15 protein-coding genes are annotated in these 15,884 nt (G+C 68.2%); 6 read left to right on the forward strand and 9 right to left on the reverse strand.

Features of this window, described 5'->3' with window-relative positions; translation table 11 throughout:
* Positions 1–35: 35 nt before the first annotated feature.
* Complete coding sequence (locus H4281_RS27470; protein WP_182893796.1) at positions 36–1,409, forward strand: tryptophanase; 1,374 nt, start codon at positions 36–38, stop codon at positions 1,407–1,409.
* A gap of 78 nt (positions 1,410–1,487) precedes the next feature.
* Here the strand turns inward: H4281_RS27470 and H4281_RS27475 are convergent, their stop codons facing one another.
* The 5 genes from H4281_RS27475 to H4281_RS27495 form a co-directional block, all read right to left on the reverse strand.
* Positions 1,488–2,075: a GTP-binding protein gene (locus H4281_RS27475; RefSeq protein ID WP_051166491.1), complete on the reverse strand. Its 588-nt coding sequence runs from the start codon at positions 2,073–2,075 to the stop codon at positions 1,488–1,490.
* Positions 2,056–2,421 (reverse strand): DUF742 domain-containing protein, encoded by a 366-nt coding sequence (locus H4281_RS27480; RefSeq protein ID WP_037807351.1) that lies wholly within the window; start codon positions 2,419–2,421, stop codon positions 2,056–2,058. Before H4281_RS27480 ends, H4281_RS27475 begins: the two co-directional genes overlap by 20 nt.
* A complete protein-coding gene (locus H4281_RS27485; RefSeq protein WP_009071597.1) occupies positions 2,418–2,843 on the reverse strand; it encodes a roadblock/LC7 domain-containing protein in 426 nt (141 codons plus the stop codon). The genes H4281_RS27480 and H4281_RS27485 overlap by 4 nt, the downstream gene beginning before the upstream one ends.
* 42 nt (positions 2,844–2,885) lie before the next feature.
* A complete protein-coding gene (locus tag H4281_RS27490; protein ID WP_182893797.1) occupies positions 2,886–5,252 on the reverse strand; it encodes a sensor histidine kinase in 2,367 nt (788 codons plus the stop codon).
* A gap of 388 nt (positions 5,253–5,640) precedes the next feature.
* Complete coding sequence (locus H4281_RS27495; RefSeq protein WP_182893798.1) at positions 5,641–8,025, reverse strand: class III lanthionine synthetase LanKC N-terminal domain-containing protein; 2,385 nt, start codon at positions 8,023–8,025, stop codon at positions 5,641–5,643.
* 318 nt (positions 8,026–8,343) lie between these two features.
* Here H4281_RS27495 and H4281_RS27500 point away from each other — a divergent pair, with 318 nt between their 5' ends.
* The 4 genes from H4281_RS27500 (at position 8,344) to H4281_RS27515 (ending at position 10,421) form a co-directional block, all read left to right on the forward strand.
* A complete protein-coding gene (locus tag H4281_RS27500; protein ID WP_182893799.1) occupies positions 8,344–8,709 on the forward strand; it encodes a hypothetical protein in 366 nt (121 codons plus the stop codon).
* Between the two features lie 22 nt (positions 8,710–8,731).
* Entirely contained in the window at positions 8,732–9,091 is a 360-nt protein-coding gene (locus H4281_RS27505; RefSeq protein WP_304504591.1) for a hypothetical protein, read from the forward strand.
* Positions 9,092–9,259: 168 nt separating this feature from the next.
* Positions 9,260–9,973: a S1 family peptidase gene (locus H4281_RS27510; protein ID WP_182893801.1), complete on the forward strand. Its 714-nt coding sequence runs from the start codon at positions 9,260–9,262 to the stop codon at positions 9,971–9,973.
* A gap of 82 nt (positions 9,974–10,055) precedes the next feature.
* Positions 10,056–10,421, forward strand: a complete 366-nt coding sequence (locus H4281_RS27515; protein WP_182893802.1) for a DUF427 domain-containing protein — start codon at positions 10,056–10,058, stop codon at positions 10,419–10,421.
* Positions 10,422–10,720: 299 nt separating this feature from the next.
* On the opposite strand, the gene H4281_RS27520 is transcribed toward H4281_RS27515, so the two are convergent.
* Positions 10,721–11,767: a LysR family transcriptional regulator gene (locus tag H4281_RS27520; protein WP_182893803.1), complete on the reverse strand. Its 1,047-nt coding sequence runs from the start codon at positions 11,765–11,767 to the stop codon at positions 10,721–10,723.
* Between the two features lie 183 nt (positions 11,768–11,950).
* On the opposite strand from H4281_RS27520, the gene H4281_RS27525 reads away from it, so the two are divergent.
* Positions 11,951–12,484: a hypothetical protein gene (locus H4281_RS27525; RefSeq protein WP_182893804.1), complete on the forward strand. Its 534-nt coding sequence runs from the start codon at positions 11,951–11,953 to the stop codon at positions 12,482–12,484.
* 901 nt (positions 12,485–13,385) lie between these two features.
* Here H4281_RS27525 and H4281_RS27530 read toward each other — a convergent pair.
* The 3 genes from H4281_RS27530 to H4281_RS27540 are packed head-to-tail and all read right to left on the reverse strand — an operon-like array spanning position 13,386 to position 15,647.
* Positions 13,386–14,642 (reverse strand): hypothetical protein, encoded by a 1,257-nt coding sequence (locus H4281_RS27530; RefSeq protein WP_182893805.1) that lies wholly within the window; start codon positions 14,640–14,642, stop codon positions 13,386–13,388.
* Between the two features lies 1 nt (position 14,643).
* The gene (locus tag H4281_RS27535; RefSeq protein ID WP_182893806.1) at positions 14,644–15,240 is read right to left on the reverse strand and encodes a DUF3558 domain-containing protein; all 597 of its coding nucleotides are present in this window, start codon (positions 15,238–15,240) and stop codon (positions 14,644–14,646) included.
* Positions 15,237–15,647 (reverse strand): hypothetical protein, encoded by a 411-nt coding sequence (locus tag H4281_RS27540; protein ID WP_182893807.1) that lies wholly within the window; start codon positions 15,645–15,647, stop codon positions 15,237–15,239. Before H4281_RS27540 ends, H4281_RS27535 begins: the two co-directional genes overlap by 4 nt.
* Positions 15,648–15,884: the final 237 nt, after the last annotated feature.

The raw sequence follows: 15,884 nt of genomic DNA on the forward strand, positions 1-15,884 counted from the left end.
TTCGGCTGTCACCCACAACTGGAGGAAAAACCCTGATGCGGACCTTCCCGCCGTACCGCTCCCAAGTCGTCGCCGAAATTCCGGTCACTACGCGTGCCGAGCGGGAACAAGCACTCGCCGCGGCGGGCTACAACGCGTTCAACCTGCCGGCGAACAAGGTCAGCATCGACCTGCTCACCGACTCCGGCACCGGCGCGGTCTCTACCGCGCAGGAGGCCGCCGCGGCCGCCGCGGACCGCTCGTACGCCGGGTCGGACTCGTTCTACCGCTTCCGCGACGCGCTGCGCGAGCTCACCGGCTACCCGCACCTCCTGCCGGTGCACCAGGGCCGCGCGGCCGAGCGCGTGCTGTTCTCCAGCGTGCTGGAAAGCGGCCGGATCTCGGTCAGCAACACGCATTTCGACACCACCCGCGCGAACGTCGAACTGCTCGGCGCCGAGGCGATCGACCTGCCCTGCGCGGAGTTCGGCGACCTCGACAGCCTCGAACCGTTCAAGGGCAACATCGACCTCGACGCCCTCGAACGCCTGCTCACCGGCCCGGAGGGCCCCCGCGTCGGCCAGGTGCTGCTCACCATCACCAACAACGGCGGCGGCGGACAGCCGGTCTCGATGGCGAATCTGGCCGCGGCGGCGAAGCTCGCGCGTACGCACGGGGTGCCGGTTTTCCTTGACGCCGCACGGTTCGCGGAGAACGCGTGGCTGGTCATTCAGCGCGAGCCGGGCTACGCGGACAAGACGCCGCGCGAGGTCGCCCGAGAGGCTTTCGGCCTGGTCGACGGATGTGTCGCGAGCCTGAAGAAGGACGGCATCTCGCCGATGGGCGCGTTCATCGGCCTGACCGACCCGGAACTCGCCCAGACCTGCGAAACCAACCTGATCGCCACCGAGGGCTTCCGCACGTACGGCGGGCTCGCGGCACACGACCTCGACCGCGTCGCCAAGGGGCTTCAGGAAGTCGTCGACCCGCATTACCTCGCCGCACGCGCCGGCGAGGCGGCCCGGCTCGCGAAGCAGGCCAACGAGGCCGGGGTGGACATCGTGCAGCCGCCGGGCATCCACGCGCTCTACCTCAACGCCGGCCGCCTGCTGCCGCATCTGTCCGCCTCGCGGTTCCCTGGCCACTCGCTGGCCTGCGAGCTGTACCTGGCGGGCGGAATCCGTTGCGTGGAACTTGGTTCGCTCTACCTCGGCACGCTCGACGAGCAGAACGAGCTGATCACCCCGGCCCCGTTCGAACTGGTCCGGATGGCGCTGCCGCGGCGGGTGTACAGCCAGGGGCACTACGACTACGTGGCCGAAATCCTCGGCGACATCGCGAAAAACCCGGAGCGGGTGCCCGGCTACCGGATCGTGGAAGCGCCGAAGATCCTGCGGCACTTCAATCTCCGGATGGCACCCGTCCACTGAGGGTCCATCAAGGACAGCGCAAAGCGAACGAGGGGGCTCCCCGCGCCGGGAACCCCCTCGCTGGTCTGGAAACCCGGCTCAGGCGGGTTGCGGAACCACCGTCATCGCGTGCTTCACCAGCCGGATCAGCGCGATCTTGCTCGAATCCCGCTGCCGCGCGTCGCACATCACGATCGGCACGCCGTCGGGCACCACGAGCGCCTCGCGGATCTCGTCGGCGGTGTAGCGCGGCGCGTTGTCGAAGCAGTTCACCGCCACGATGAACGGGATCTTCCGCCGCTCGAAGAAATCGACCGCCGCGAAGCTGGTCTCGAGCCTGCGAGTGTCGACCAGCACCACGGTGCCGATCGCACCGCGCGCCAGGTCGTCCCACATGAACCAGAACCGTTCCTGGCCAGGGGTGCCGAACAGGTACAGCACGTGCCGCGGCGAGATGGTGATGCGGCCGAAGTCGAGCGCGACCGTGGTGGTCTTCTTGTGCTCCACGCCGGAAAGGTCGTCGACGCCGGTGCTCGCCTCGGTGAGCACCTCCTCGGTGGACAGCGGCGGGATTTCGCTGACCGAGGCGACCATGGTGGTCTTCCCGGCGCCGAACCCGCCCGCGACGATGATCTTGACCGGGGTCGGCACCGACGCCGCGGCGTCTTCAGAGCTTGATGAGGCCATCGAGAACCGCCTGGAGTGTTTCGTGGTCCGGCACCTGGGCCGGCTGACGGGACGGGGCGCGGGTGATGACGAGACCGCGGTCGATCAGATCCCCGCACAGCACGCGCACGACGCCGAGCGGCAGCTTCACGTACACCGCGATCTCGGCCACCGACAAGGGTCTGCGGCACAGTTGCGTGATCGCCAGGTGCTCCGGGCCGAGCCCGACCGGGTCCGATCCCTGCTGCAGGGTCATCACCTGGGTGGAAAGGTCGAGCTGGTGTTCGGACGGGGTCCGTCCGCTGGTGATCGTGTACGGCCGGACCAGGGGTCCGGCGGCCTCGTCGTACCAGCCGTCGTCGCTCATGTCGCCTCCCGCAGCAGGTTCGCGGCCTCGCGCGGCGCCGACGCCAGGTAGTCGCCGACGCGCTTGACCAGCCGGTTCATCTCGTACGCGATCATTTCGACATCGATGTCCGCACCGGCGAGCACGGCGAGGCACGCGCCCTGCCCCGCGGCCGAGACGAAGAGGTACCCGCGTTCCATCTCGATCATGTTCTGCAGCACCGGCCCGCGGTTGAACTGCCTGCTCACCCCTTTGGCGAGGCTCTGCAGGCTCGACGCGATGGCCGAGAGCTGGTCCGAGTCGTCCTTGCTCATCCCGGACGACTTGCCGAGCAGCAGGCCGTCGGCGGACAGCACGATGGCGTTCTGCGCGCCGACGACGCGGTTGACGACGTCGTCGAGCAGCCAGTTGAGATCAGGGGTGGAATTCCCGTACTCGTTCATGCGGACAGACCCTGACTTTCGGTGTGGTGAGGTGTTCGGTCGTTATGAGTCATTTTGCCCGCCTCGCGCCCGGCGGGTGCCCTTGTGGAACGCCATCAGCGTCCGCGCGGTGGTCTCGCCCGCGTTGGTCACGTCCGCCTCGGCGGCGGCGTCCGGATCGTCGTGCAGCTGGGCGACGAGGTTCTGCTGCGGCTGCCTGCGCGGGAGCCGGGGCCGGTCGTCGCCCTGCAGCCTGCTGAGGTCGGGCTCCGCGGCGCGCGGCGCGGCCGGGACGTCCGGGATCTGGCCCGCGGACGGGGGATACGGCTCCGCGGCCCGCGGACTCGGCGTCGGAAGCGGACGAGCGGGATACGGCCGCGGCGTCGGCTGCGGTGCTTCCGGAGCCGGTCGCGGTGCGGCCGCGCTTTCCTGCGCGGGCGCGCCGACCTGGGCGAGCGCCGGGGCCTCGTCCGCGGGTTCGGGCGCGTTCGCGTCGGCCAGGTGGTTCGACGGGATCAGCACGGTCGCCCGGGTGCCGCCGTACCGCGACGGGTCGAAGGTGACCGTGATGCCCAGCCGCGAAGCCAGCCGCGCGACCACGAACAGGCCGAGGCTGGAGTCCGCGCGCAATGCCATCGCGTCGAATTCCGGCGCGTCGGCCATCATCGCGTTAGCCCACTCGCGCACGCCTTCCTTCATGCCGAGCCCCTGGTCGGACACGTCGACCACGACGCCGCGCGCGACCATCCGGCTGGTCACCTCGACCTGCGAACCGGGCGGGGAGAACGACGTCGCGTTGTCGACCAGCTCGGCGACGAGGTGAATGGTGTCGGCGACCGCGGTGCCGACGATCGCGACGTCCGGCACCTGCTCGACCTGCACCCGCGAGTACTGCTCGGTTTCCGAGACGGCCGCGCGCAGCACCTCCATCAGCGAAACCGGTTTGCGCCAGCGCCGGCCGGGCTGCTTGCCGCCGAGGATGATCAGGTTCTCGGTGGTCCGCCGGGCGCGTGCGGCGAGGTGGTCGAGCTGGAACAGCGAAGCCAGCTGGGTCGAGTTCTCTTCGCGGCTTTCCATTTCGTCCAAGATCTGCAGCTGCCGGTGCACCAGCACCTGGTTGCGGTGGGCGATGCCGAGGAACACGTTGTGCACACCGCTGCGCGCTTTCGCCTCGCTCGCCGCCGCGTTGACCGCGGTCAGCTGCGCGGTGTTGAACGCCTCGGCCACCTGGCCGATCTCGTCCCGGCCGTGGTCCAGCTTCGGCAGTTCGGCCTCGATGTCGACCGGATCGCCGCTCTTGAGCCTGCCGACGATGTTCGGGAGCCGGTTGCGCGCCAGGTCGAGCGAGTCGTTGCGCAGCCGCTCCAGGCGCGTCATCAGGGTCCGGTCGACCAGCGAGCGCGACACCCGGACCGCGACGATGATCGCGGCCAGCGAGGCGAGCAGGGCCACGATGCTGCCGATGATCGCGTTGCGCAGCTGCGCGTTCCCGGAGTCGATCGCGGCGGCGGAAACCTGGTCGGCCTGTTCGATGGTGAGCTGGTTCAGACCTTGGGCGACCTGTGCGGTCAGCGCGTGCCAGTCGCCCGACGAGACCGGGACGTTGTTCTGGTCGCCGCTGGTCCACGGACCGTGCTTGATCAGCGAGTCTTCGGCCGCGTTGAGCCGTTTCCACGCGTCGCTCGTCGAAAGCTGCTGGTAGTGCTGGCGCACGGCCGGTTCGAGGAACGGCGAGATCTGCGCCAGCTGTGTGCGGTAGTAGCCGACCAGCTGGGAGAACTGGACGAAGTCGTCCGGCGCGAAGGTGTTGCCGGAGAAAGCGGCCGACACCAGCGACGTCTCGCGCGACATCAGGTCGCCCGCGCGGAACAGCGAGGTCGCCGAGATCGCGCCCTGCACCGCGGTCGCGTCGGGGACGATGCGTGCCTGGGTGTCGAACAGCGTCGCCGCGGAGTCGAGAACGCCGTTGTAGTAAGCGTTCACCTGTGCGCGGTTGATGCTGCGGAAGTTGACCTGCGAACGCAGCACCGGCAGCTGGTCGAGCTGCGCCTTCAGCGCGGTGACCTTGGTGGCGATCTCGTCCGGCGCGCTGGAAATGGTGGCGGCGAAGGCTTCTTGCAGGCCCTTCAGCTTGCCGTCGCTGTCCTGCTCTTGTTGCTGCAGTTGCTGCGGGCCGGAGCTGGGGCTGTCGAGGTACTGCAGGGCGAGCTGGCGTTCCTGCTGCAGCGACGACAGCGCGGTGAGCGCGGGGATCGAAACGTCACGCACCGAGCCCGCGACGAGCCGCACGTACAAGCCGTTGATGAAGAAGGCCGTCGCCAGCACCGCCCACAGCACGAGCAGGGTGATGCTCGGGATCAGGACCGTCCGGGTCAGCCTCTTCCGGATCGACTTGTCGTACGCCTTGCCGGGATCGTCCTTGTTCTCCACGATGATTCACGAACTCCTGGGTCACCCTCGGCGAGAGTGCGGACACGGCCGGGGAAGCGGACACGCCAGTGGGTGCGAGTGGTACTCGTCACGGAAATCTCGGATACACCCTTCGTAGGCCCACCGAACGGAACAGCCCCGGTTTCTATCACGAACGGGGGCCTCGTGGTGCCGCTGAACGAGCAGCCGGACGCCGTCTTGACGGCGGTTACCGAACGTAGCGGCGGGTTTCCCCGGCGTTTTCCGAGGCCCTGGCCCTGGCTGCGGATTTCGGACCAACGGGCTGGGCTGAATGAGTGATTCAAAAAGTGTCCGGACACTCAGTCAAGGTTCCGCGTGGTGGAACTGTCGGCGAATTGACTTGTCGACAGTAACTGTCCACAGTGGACTAATGGCTGATCCGCGGCGTCGGGCCGAGGAACGGGAGCAGTTCGATGCCGTCCTGAAGCGCGGCGAGGGTGCGCAGGACTCCGGCGCCGCCGGTGGCGACGTCAGCGGACAGTCGTAGCAGGCGAGTGCCGGGGAAGGCAAGGCCGCCGCGGAACGGGACCGCGTACCAGGAAAGCCGCGTCAGGTGCCGGTCGATCGCGTCCTGCGTGCGCCGGTCCGGCGTGCTGCTGAAGGCCAGTCCGGCGGCAAGCCCGCAGCGTCCGTTCAGCAGGCCGGGATGGAGCGCGAACTCCCCGCGGCACGCGACGCGCAGCGCGGGCAGGCTGCGGGCGGCCTTCGCGTCGAAGCGGTATCGCGCCAGCTGTTCGGTGACGATCAGGATTCCGGCGCTGCCGATGCCCGCCCCGCGCCGCGAACCGCGGTTGCCGTCGCGGACCGGCAGTGAGCCGTCCAGCGCCGGGACGCATTCCTCCAGATCGCGTTCCAGCGCCTGGTCGGCGAACGACAGCCAGGCCGGTTCGCCGGTGCGTTCGTAGAGCCGCAGGAACAGCAGCGCCGGGCCGGACCAGCCGTACAACAGCCCGGCCTGCGCGGTCGCTCCCGGCGGTTCCGCGGTGTCCAATGCCTCGGCGAGCCGGATGCCGATGTTCAGCGCCTGCCTGCCGAATTCGTTGTCGCCGCGGGTCGCCGCGAAGTGCAGCTGGGTCAGGCCGATGCCGGCCAGCCCGCTCGCGAGATCGTGGCCGACGGTCTGGTCCACCAGCGCGCGCGAGGCGGCGAGGAGATTGGCGGCGGCCTTCCGGTAGCCGAACTCCTCCAGCACGTAAGCGATTCCGTGGCTGCCGTCGTAGAAACCCGCGCGGCTGGGCTGTTCCCCCTCGATCGCGTCGAGCAGCCACTGCTCGTGCTCGGGGAAGCGGCCGACGCCCGCGACGTGCAGCGAGTGCAGCACGCCCGCCGCTCCGGTGCCGAAGGTCGCGCCGCCGACGCGGAACTGCTCGATGTCGCCGGGGAACAGCCGATCCTCGCGCTCCGGGGTCGCGCAGGCGAGCAGGGCTTCGGCGATCTGCTTGCGCACCAGGGCCCAATCGGGACGTGGTTCGTCGAGTTCGGTGTGCGCGGGTTCGGTGTGCGGCGCGATGCTGTCGGCGTATCCGGCGGGCAGCGAGAACCGGCGTTCGGTGAGCTCCGCGGCCCAGCGGAGGCGTTCCGGAACCAGGTGGTAAAGCGGGGCCAGCGGCAGGAAGAGGCGCAGCCGCAGTGCGGTCTCGTCGCGGTCGAAGCCGGTCAGCGACACCGTGCCGGAGCTGTCGACCAGGATGTTGTGCGGGTTTTCGAGCACGACGCCGCGTTCGGCGGCTTCGGAGACGATCCGGTCGACTTGCGCCAGCACGGACAGCGCCTGTTTGCGGTAGGCGGCGAGGTCGGCTTCGGGGCAGTCGCGGCGGGTGAGCGGGTAATGCCGGGTGAGCCAGACGTCCAGCGGCAGGCCCTGCCGGTACTCCCGCACCAGGTAGTGCCGCTGTCCGGCGAGGTAGGCGTGGGTCTTCGGGATGCCGGGGATTCCGGCGAGCCGCTTGAGGAGGTCGTGTTTGCGCTCCAGTCGCGCGACCGCGTCGACGCCGTCGCTGTCCAGTCCGGTGTAGGGCCAGGCTTCTTCGACGAGCACCTGCTCGCCACCGCGTTCGGCCAGGTAGACGGCGGTGCCGTGGGCTTGGCGGAGTACCTCGGCGACCCGGTGCGGCGGCAGCGGCGCATCGGTGTACTCCGCGACGCAGTCGGGAATCCGGACCCAGTTCGGCACCGAGAAGTCCGGGCCTGGCGGCGCGGGTTCGAGAGCGCTGCTCGGCCTGCGCAGCGCGGGTACGCGGGCGCCGCCGTGCTCGGTCCACAGTGGCGTGAATCCGCCGTAACGCACGTGAATCGGGCATTCTCCGCAGCGGAGCGCGCCGTCGATATCCGGTCCGGGCTCGCCGGTGAGAAGTTCGGAAAGATCGTCGAGGATCCGCTCGAGCGCGCTATTGTCCGGAGGATAAATAGTGGCCAGCGCACCGGTTCCGCCGGTGGTCGGATATTCGGCATTGCGATCGAGGAAAATCGAACGGGAACGCAGGTGCCGGTGGTGCAGCCGGGCGCTCCGGCAGTACTCGCGAACGCGGTCCAGTACTCGGTCGGCGTTGCCGGGGGCAGCGGAAATCTCTACGGCCCAGCCTTGTTCCGGCAATATAGTGTCGAATGGATGGAGGTAGCGCCAATGGTCGCGCTCCTCTTCTGTCCACTGTGGACCGTAAGGTGGCGCGACCAGGTCGTCGGCGGATATTTCCCGTCGGCGGTCGAAGAACCACGGATCGGCGAGGCAGAATGCCTCGTGCCGGACGTTCATAAAAGTGGATCCTTCCGCGTGTGCGCTTCTCCGGTTCTCCGGCGACGGAAACCATTCCCGCACAGCTTCGGCGTCGCGCCAATCCGCCATTTCAGCGTTCGGCGGACCCGGGCGGGGCGAGGATAAATCCGGCACCGGCGAACCGAGAGTGAGTTACCGTCGCCCGGTCGAGCGGGATTTCCGTGGCATTCGGGAATTGACGGAATGCCAGCGACCCGTTCCGGTGAACGTGGCCCCGGCCACGCCGTCGGCCCCTCGCCCGTCCGGGTCGGCAAGCGAGGCGGGTACGTTGAGGCCGGCGGGCAGAAGGAGGAACGGGTGATCGTCGGGTTCGCGATAGCGGTCGCTGGATGCGCCGCGCTCGTCGCGCTGTGGAGTTTCGTCCAGGCGGCGCGCAAGAAGCTCCCGGACACCCCGCTGCTCGTCGCGCTCGCGGTGATCGAGGCGCTGCTGGTAGCCCAGCTCGTGATCGGGATCGTGCTGCTCGTCGGCGGGCACCACCCGGGCAGCCTCGCGACCTATCTGGCCTATCTGATCGGCTGCCTCGTCGTGCTGCCGGTCGGCGCGGCGTGGGCGCTCGCCGAGCAGAGCCGGTCGAGCACGGTCGTGCTCGGCATCGCCTGCCTGGCCATTCCGGTGATGGTGCTGCGACTGAACGAGGTGTGGAGTGGAGCAAGCGCGTAAGACGGCCACCGGCCCCGGCCGGATCCTGGTCGCGGTGTACGCCATCTTCGCGCTCGCCGCGACGTCGCGGGCGGGCGTGCAGATCGGCACGAAATTCCACGAGGCGCCGCTGGCGTACGTGCTGTCGGCCTTCGCCGCGCTGGTCTACATCCTGGCCACGATCGCGCTCGCCCGCGGCGGCCGGACGTGGTGGCGGATCGCGCTCGCCGCGTGCACGGTCGAGCTGCTGGGCGTGCTGACCGTCGGCACCCTGAGCATTTTCGACCGGCAGGCGTTCCCGGACGCCACGGTCTGGTCGGTGTACGGACAGGGGTACCTGTTCATCCCGCTGGTGCTTCCGGTGATCGGCCTGTACTGGCTGCGCCGGACCAGGGTCGCTTGAGCCGCTGGTCGAGGAACAGTACGCGGAACTGTCCGTAGCGGCGGTGGCGGCAGAAGAACAGGTGGTCCCCGGCTACTTTCGCCGGTTCTGGTTCGTGGGCGCGGGCTTGATGATCGAGGGCCCGTCCCCACCGGAACCGCGGCGACGAAGCCGCAGAAACGAGAGACCATGCGTTTGCGCACCTGTTTGCTCGTGCTCGCTACCGCGCTTGGCCTAGCCGGATTCGCCGGTCAGGCCGCCGCTTCGAGCGGGCCGACCTCGACCCCGGCGATCATCGGCGGCGGTTACGCCTCCAACGCCCCGTGGGCCGCGCGGCTGTTCGTGAACGGGCAGCAGAACTGCACGGCCACGATCATCGCGCCGCAGTACATCCTCACCGCGAAGCACTGCGTCGCCTCCAGCGGGACCTACACCTTCCGTATCGGCAGCCTCGACCAGAGCAGCGGCGGCACGATGGCGACCGGTGCCGCGATCACGCGCTACCCGGGCGCGGCTGACCTGGCCATCGTCCGGCTGTCCAGCTCGGTGAACGCGACGTACTCGCCGCTGGGCACCTCGACCGACGTCCGCGCCGGGCAGACGGTGCAGGTGTACGGCTGGGGCGCGACGAGCCGATGCGGTTCGGAGATCAACTGCCAGTCGCGGTACCTGAAGGTGGCCAACGTGCGCGTCACGACGCCGTCGTGCAGCGACTACGAAGGCGGCGTCGCGGTGTGCGCGACCTACGGCGACGGCATCACCGCAGGCGGCGACTCGGGCGGCCCGATGTTCGCGTCCGGACGCCAGGTCGGCGTCGCGTCGACCAGCGACCGGCAGAGCAGCACCGCGTACACCAACATCACGCGGTACCGCAGCTGGATCTCGCAGGTCGCGGGCGTCTGACCTCGCCGACGCCTGATTTTGTCGGTGGTCCGGCCTAGTGTTGGGAGTGCGCACCGCTTCCGTTGCGCGGAGGAGGAGAACCATGCCCGACAAGCTGATCCCGGGGCCGGACCACCCGATCACCGTTGAGCCCAACCCCGCGCGGGTGGTGGTCAAGGCAGGCGAGAAGACCATCGCCGACACCACCCGCGCGCAGGTGCTGCGCGAGGCCAGCTATCCGCCGGTGCAGTACATCCCGCTGGAGGACGTCGACCTGGCGATGCTGTCGCCCACCGAGCACCGCACGCACTGCCCGTACAAGGGCGACGCTTCCTACTACAGCCTCGCCGCGGTGCCGGACGGCGAGAACGCGGTGTGGGTGTACGAGGACCCGTACGACGCGGTGGCTCCGATCAAGGGGCACGTCGCGTTTTATCCGGACCGGGTGGAGATCGAGGAGGTCGGCTGAGGGCGGTTGCTGTGGCCCGGGCTGATCCTGCTTCGGTGCTGGCTCAGGGCGTTGCTGATCCGGTGTGCTGCTGCCCGGTGCGCTGTTGATCCGGGATCGGCGGTGTTCGCGGAGTGGTGCGGCACAGCGGTTCGAGGCTGATTCGGACTCGGCGGTGTTCGGCGTGTGGTGCGGCTAGGCGGTTCGGAGCTGGTTCGGGCTCGGCGTTGCTCGCGGTGTGGTGCGGCTCGGTGGTTCGGTGCCGATCAGCTCCTCGGTGTGGCTCGGCGGTTCGGGCCTGGTCGGCGCTTCGGTGCGGTTCAGCGGTCGTCTTCGAGCCAGGACGCCTCTCCTGCTTGCTGCAGTGCGTTCCAGAGCAGGTTGAGCGGATGGCTGTCCGGGTACGAGGATCGTTCGCCGCGCCGGGCGAACACACCGACGAGCAGTTCGAGTTTCGGCTCGATGTCGTCGACGAGGCCGATTGTGCGCAATCCGGAGGCGGCGTGCAGGCGGTTTTCTCCCGCGGCCTCGCCGAGTCCTTGGGTGACGAGCATGCAGCCGCGGATGAGACCCGAACGGAGCAGTTCGAATCCGTATTGCGCGGAGTCGATCTCGGCTACGATGTCGAGCCGGTTGCGGTAGTCGGAGCCGAACCAGCCGCGCATAAAGTCGTTGATCACGCCGCCGCTGGGCACGACGAGCGGAAGCGTCGGCAATTGGCTGGTGGCGACGGACTCCCCGGGCTTCGGAGTGTCCATATTGGTCACGATGCCGAGTCCGCTGCGCCGCCATTCGAGCACGTCGACCGAGTCGAGCGCGCTGGTCGTGACGACGCTGCCGCACACCAGGTCCACGTCCTTGGCCAGCAGCCGGTCGATGAGGTCTTTGGTGCGCACGTGCACCACGTTGAGCTCGATGTCGCGGGCACGGAACTGCTCGGCCACGAGATCGCCGGCGTGCGCGAGGCTGCCGAGGGTGTAGCGAGTCGCGCCGACGGTGAGCGTTCCGCCGAGTTCGCGCCGGCATTCGTGAATGGTGTCCAGCCATTCGGTGAGAGTGCGGCGAGCTTGCTGTGCGACGGCGCGCCCGGTGTCGGTAAAAAGGACGTCACGACCGCGCCCTTGGCGGTGCAACAATGGTTCGCCGCACAATTCCGAGAAATTGCGGTTGAGAGTGTCGAGTTGTTTTTGCACACTGGATTGGTCGCGGCCGAGCGTACGGGCCGCGGCGAGGGCGGTTCCGGTTTCCGCGACCGTGATCAGCGTGCGCAACTGGTCGAACGTCGTGTCGAGCAGTGCAGGTGACGACCGCAGGAGCCTGCTGAGCACGTTGAACGACGGCGACCGGAACGGGCTGGGTGCGGACATCGGGCAGGACTCGCCTTCTCATTCTCTTCGCGGACGCCCGCGAGCCTAACCCGGCGTTCCTGATCTCGCGGCCAGTTAAAAAAATCTGAAGATAATATCGCCGAACCAGTGGACGGCGCAAGCGGTCGGCGGGAAACTCCGTGACGCTTGATTCGATATGCTGATCCAAGGAGTTCGACAGAAGTGAGTTCGTACAGTTCCACCGGCGCGCGACGCTCCCGCACCCTGACCATCGGCGGGGGGCTGGGGTTGCTCGGCGCGCTCAGCGGGCTGCTGTGGGGTGCGATGGTGCTGGTGCAGGGCGAGGGCCTGATCCGGCCCGCAGTGCAGGAATACCCGCAGAGCGAAGGCCACGATCTGGCCTCGCGCGGCCTGCTCACGGTCGACGACCTGACCGGAATCGCCATGCCGTCTTTCACCAGCCGCGCGGCGATCTGGCTGGTCATCGGCCTGGTGACGCTGGTGTCGGCCGCGATGGTGCTCGCCGCGCACAACTGGGCCCGGGTGGTGCTGACGGTGTTCGCGGTCTTCGGCATCGGTCTCGGCCTGCGTGACCTGATCGACCTGAACCCGGCTTTGCTGAACGCCTTCGACGTGATCGCGGTGCTGAGCCTGCTGGCGGTGCTCGTGGTGCAGTGGCTGCCCGGGGCCAACCGGGCCGTTCGGGCGCGCAAGAACGCGGTGCTCGCGCGGAAGGCCGCGGCGTACGCGGTCTGACGTTTCTGAGTGAACGCGGTATTTGCGGGCGGCACGTCTGAGGGGTCGTGCCGCTCGGGAAGCCGAGCTGTGTGAAGGATTGCCGGAGGGCGGCTGTGTCGGGGGCAGCCGTCGAGGGCGGTAACCCTGTTTCGAGAGCAGTGTTGGTGAGGGGCCGTCTGTGAGGGCGTCGTTGGAGGGGCGGCGTTTCGCGGGTGGTGCATGACCGGTTGCTCCAGCAGATCCGTTTGAGGGGACGGATGCTGGTGCGTCACGCCCTCGGAGGAATGGCCGCTTGAGCCGGGCGCGGATCCTGGCTGAGGCCAACACCCTGCGAGGGCGGCCGAATGAGGCGGGTCCGTTGGGGAACGGCGCTGGAGGGGTGACGTTCGAGGGGCCGAGCCGTCGGGGCAGCGCTTCTGCGGAAGCGCTGCTGGGAGGGGAGTGCCACGCGAGGGGGAGTTCCGCCTCGCCGCTTGACCGCGGCGGGGCGGAACCGGGTCCGTGGGGTCGGTGTCTGTTGGCGGCGCGGGCGGGCTGGGTCGCGGATACGGCATTTGCTGACGGCCGCAGGGCCGATCCGGGTCGTGGGGTCGGCGTTTGTTGATGGCTGCGGGGTGGATCCGGGTCGTGGGGTCGGCGTTTGTTGATGGCTGCGGGGTGGATCCGGGTCGTGGGGTCGGCGTTTGTTGATGGCTGCGGGGTGGATCCGGGTCGTGGGGACGGCGTTTGTTGATGGCTGCGGGGTGGAACCTGCTCGCGGGGAAGTGTTTGTTGACAGCAGCGAGGCGGAATCCGCTTGCCGGGACGTGTTTGTCGACGGCGGCGAGGCGGAACCGGGGCACGGGGACCGCGGCTGTCGTCGCTCCCGGTGACCGCTGCCGGGATCTGGCTGACCGACGGGTCGCTGTGGCAGCGGTCCTTACGCCCCGAGCGTCGGCGGGGTCGGACGCATGCCGGTTTCGGGGTCGACGGCGGTGCCCTCGTCGGCGAAGAGGTCTACATCAAGAACGTACTTGCGTTCATGCTCCTCGTCTTCTTCTTTCTTGCCACGTTGGGCCCCGGGCGCCGCCGCGCCGGACAGGCCCTTTCTGCCGGGTGCACCGCGTTCCCCGGCGACCCGGGAAGCCGCGCCTTCGCTCGCGCCCGCTCCGGAGCGCGGGCCTGCCTCACCACCCAGCCGTCCCGAACTGCCGCCGGGTTTGCCGGCTCCTTGGCGTCCGGGGCCGCCCTCGGCGCCGGACCGTCCGGAGCCGCTGCCAGGCCGTCCGGAACCACCGCCGAGGCGTTCTGAGATGCCGCCGAGACGTCCGTCGCCGGGTCCGCTGATGGGCGTGACACCGAATTCGTTCCCCGCGCCCGGTACCGGAGGGGTTCTTGTTCCGCCGCGCCACGGGGTGTCCACGTCCGAACCCGAGGCAGGCGGCGTGTAGCCGGAGGTGCTGGTGTGGTCGTTTCCGCTGCCAGGCAGTGTGTTCCCGGCTGAGCTGCTGTGCGGTGAAGTGCTGGTGTGGGCAGTTCCAGGACTGAATGTCGTGCCGACGCCGCCCGGTGCGTGAGGCTGATCGCCGGGAGCGGCCGGTCCGGGCTGGGGCTTCGGCTCGGTGGAGGGATGCTGCTGGATGGTGACGTCGCCGCCGTCGTAAGCGCCGATCGTGCCGTAGTCGACCTTCAGCTGCTGGGTGTTGCCCTGGCTGTCCGAGGTGAATTTCTCGTACGTGTCAAGGTTTTTCTGCTGCGCGCTGTCGTGCTCGATGAGCTTGGACATGACGTCCGCGTTCATCAGCCCGATCGCGGGCGTCGGGCTGGCGGTGGGCGCGGGCGGGATCGACGTCAGCTGATTCCGCAGGTTTTCGTGCATGGCGATGCCGGTGGCGTGCGTGTTTTCGTTGGCCGCGAAGGCTTGTTGCGCATCGACCGCCGAGGCGCGCACTTTACGCAGCCGTTCGGCGACGAGATCCGCGCCTTGGCCGGTCCAGGAGGATTCGAGCTTCGTCAACGTTCCGGAGAGGTCCTGGCTCAGCGTTTCCTGCTCGGTGGCCAGTTCACGCGCCATGGTCGCGCCTTCGCCCCAGCCGCTGGGTTCGGACGCCTGCACTTGCTCGACGATGACCTCGATCGGCACCGTCAGTTCTTGGTGCTGGTCGAGATATTGCTTGATCGGCTCCCAGAATTTCATGTCACCGCCCGGACTTCCGCTTCAACGTGGTGATGACGTCGTTGGCCACATCCGCGGCGAGCGGGCACGGATCGACATTCCCATATTTGCTGGAACCCGGGGTGACCTCGACGGCGAAGGACAGCCGGTCGGTGACACCGACGTTGACGTCACAGGTGGGGGAATTCGGGCCGGGCTGGGTGCTGTAGGCGACGGCGGGGAAGCCTTGGATGGGCTGGAGTGCATCGAAGCGCTTCATCTGCGGACGGACGTTCACGTAGACGTTGCTGAGGCCGTCGTTGTTCTTGTCGAAGAACGACAGGCCGATGAATCCATGAGTACCGGGACTGATCCATTCGCAGGCGCGGACTGGGGAGGTGTCGGGCTTCCCCGGCACCGCGGAACCGAGCTGGTCAGTCAGCTGCTGCGGGGTGAGCGCCTGGCACGGATCGCCGGAGAGCACGTCGTCCGGCAGCGGGTTTTCGACCTTGGGTGCACCGCCGTAGGGCAGACTCTGCGTCGACGGCGGCGAAGTTGTCGCGGTGCCGTCCTTGGGGGTGGAGCAGCCGGCGGCGAGAACGGCGACGCCGAGCACCGCGACTGTCGTGCGCAGGTTCATCCGATTTTTCCTGAGGAGTGAGCGCCGGGGTCGACGTTCTGGATGGACTTGGTCTGGCCCTGTTCGTTCTGGTTGATCGCGGCGAGTGCTTTCTGGATCCGGTCGGCGAGCTCCTTGACGTAGCGCAATTGCAGGTCGATGTGCCCGCCTCCATAGGAGAACGCGCCCAGCTTTCCGCTGCCGTCGCCGACCATCGCCACGTGCATCGCTGTGGTCGACGGGTCCTTCGACGGCGGCTTCATCGCGCACAGGGCGGTGACTTTGCGCTTCATGGAAAGAAGCCGGTCCTGGTACTCCAGCAGGTCCCGGAGGATCTCCTTCGCCGCGCCGACATCCAGCGAGAACCCGCCCTGGCGGGGCTGGGATTCCCACGGATGAAAGATCGAGAACTCGACGTCCTCCCACACGCGAAGCCCTCCCCATGTTCGGTGTCATCAAATGCAGACAGCTAACAAAGTAGCTGATCACTCACTGTCTGTGTGACGTTCTCCGAAATGCGGAAGCCGACTAGACATTAATGCTCTAGACGCAATTACTATAAAACCCAAGAATGCGCAGTTCAAGCCGAAAAATGCCGGATCGCTGCCCGGTGAACGTCCGGCAGCAAGGGGTTCTCGTCGCCTGCTCGGCCGGCGACCACGATC

It is taken from the genome of Amycolatopsis dendrobii (genome assembly GCF_014145675.1).
Lineage (GTDB): Bacteria > Actinomycetota > Actinomycetes > Mycobacteriales > Pseudonocardiaceae > Amycolatopsis > Amycolatopsis dendrobii.

Coding starts and splice junctions, on each gene's coding strand:
- H4281_RS27485 (WP_009071597.1), bottom strand. CDS start 2,843: ATGAACGAGTACGGGAATTCCACCCCTGATCTCAACTGGCTGCTCGAC.
- H4281_RS27480 (WP_037807351.1), bottom strand. CDS start 2,421: ATGAGCGACGACGGCTGGTACGACGAGGCCGCCGGACCCCTGGTCCGG.
- H4281_RS27470 (WP_182893796.1), top strand. CDS start 36: ATGCGGACCTTCCCGCCGTACCGCTCCCAAGTCGTCGCCGAAATTCCG.
- H4281_RS27520 (WP_182893803.1), bottom strand. CDS start 11,767: ATGTCCGCACCCAGCCCGTTCCGGTCGCCGTCGTTCAACGTGCTCAGC.
- H4281_RS27510 (WP_182893801.1), top strand. CDS start 9,260: ATGCGTTTGCGCACCTGTTTGCTCGTGCTCGCTACCGCGCTTGGCCTA.
- H4281_RS27495 (WP_182893798.1), bottom strand. CDS start 8,025: ATGAACGTCCGGCACGAGGCATTCTGCCTCGCCGATCCGTGGTTCTTC.
- H4281_RS27535 (WP_182893806.1), bottom strand. CDS start 15,240: ATGAACCTGCGCACGACAGTCGCGGTGCTCGGCGTCGCCGTTCTCGCC.
- H4281_RS27530 (WP_182893805.1), bottom strand. CDS start 14,642: ATGAAATTCTGGGAGCCGATCAAGCAATATCTCGACCAGCACCAAGAA.
- H4281_RS27475 (WP_051166491.1), bottom strand. CDS start 2,075: ATGGCCTCATCAAGCTCTGAAGACGCCGCGGCGTCGGTGCCGACCCCG.
- H4281_RS27515 (WP_182893802.1), top strand. CDS start 10,056: ATGCCCGACAAGCTGATCCCGGGGCCGGACCACCCGATCACCGTTGAG.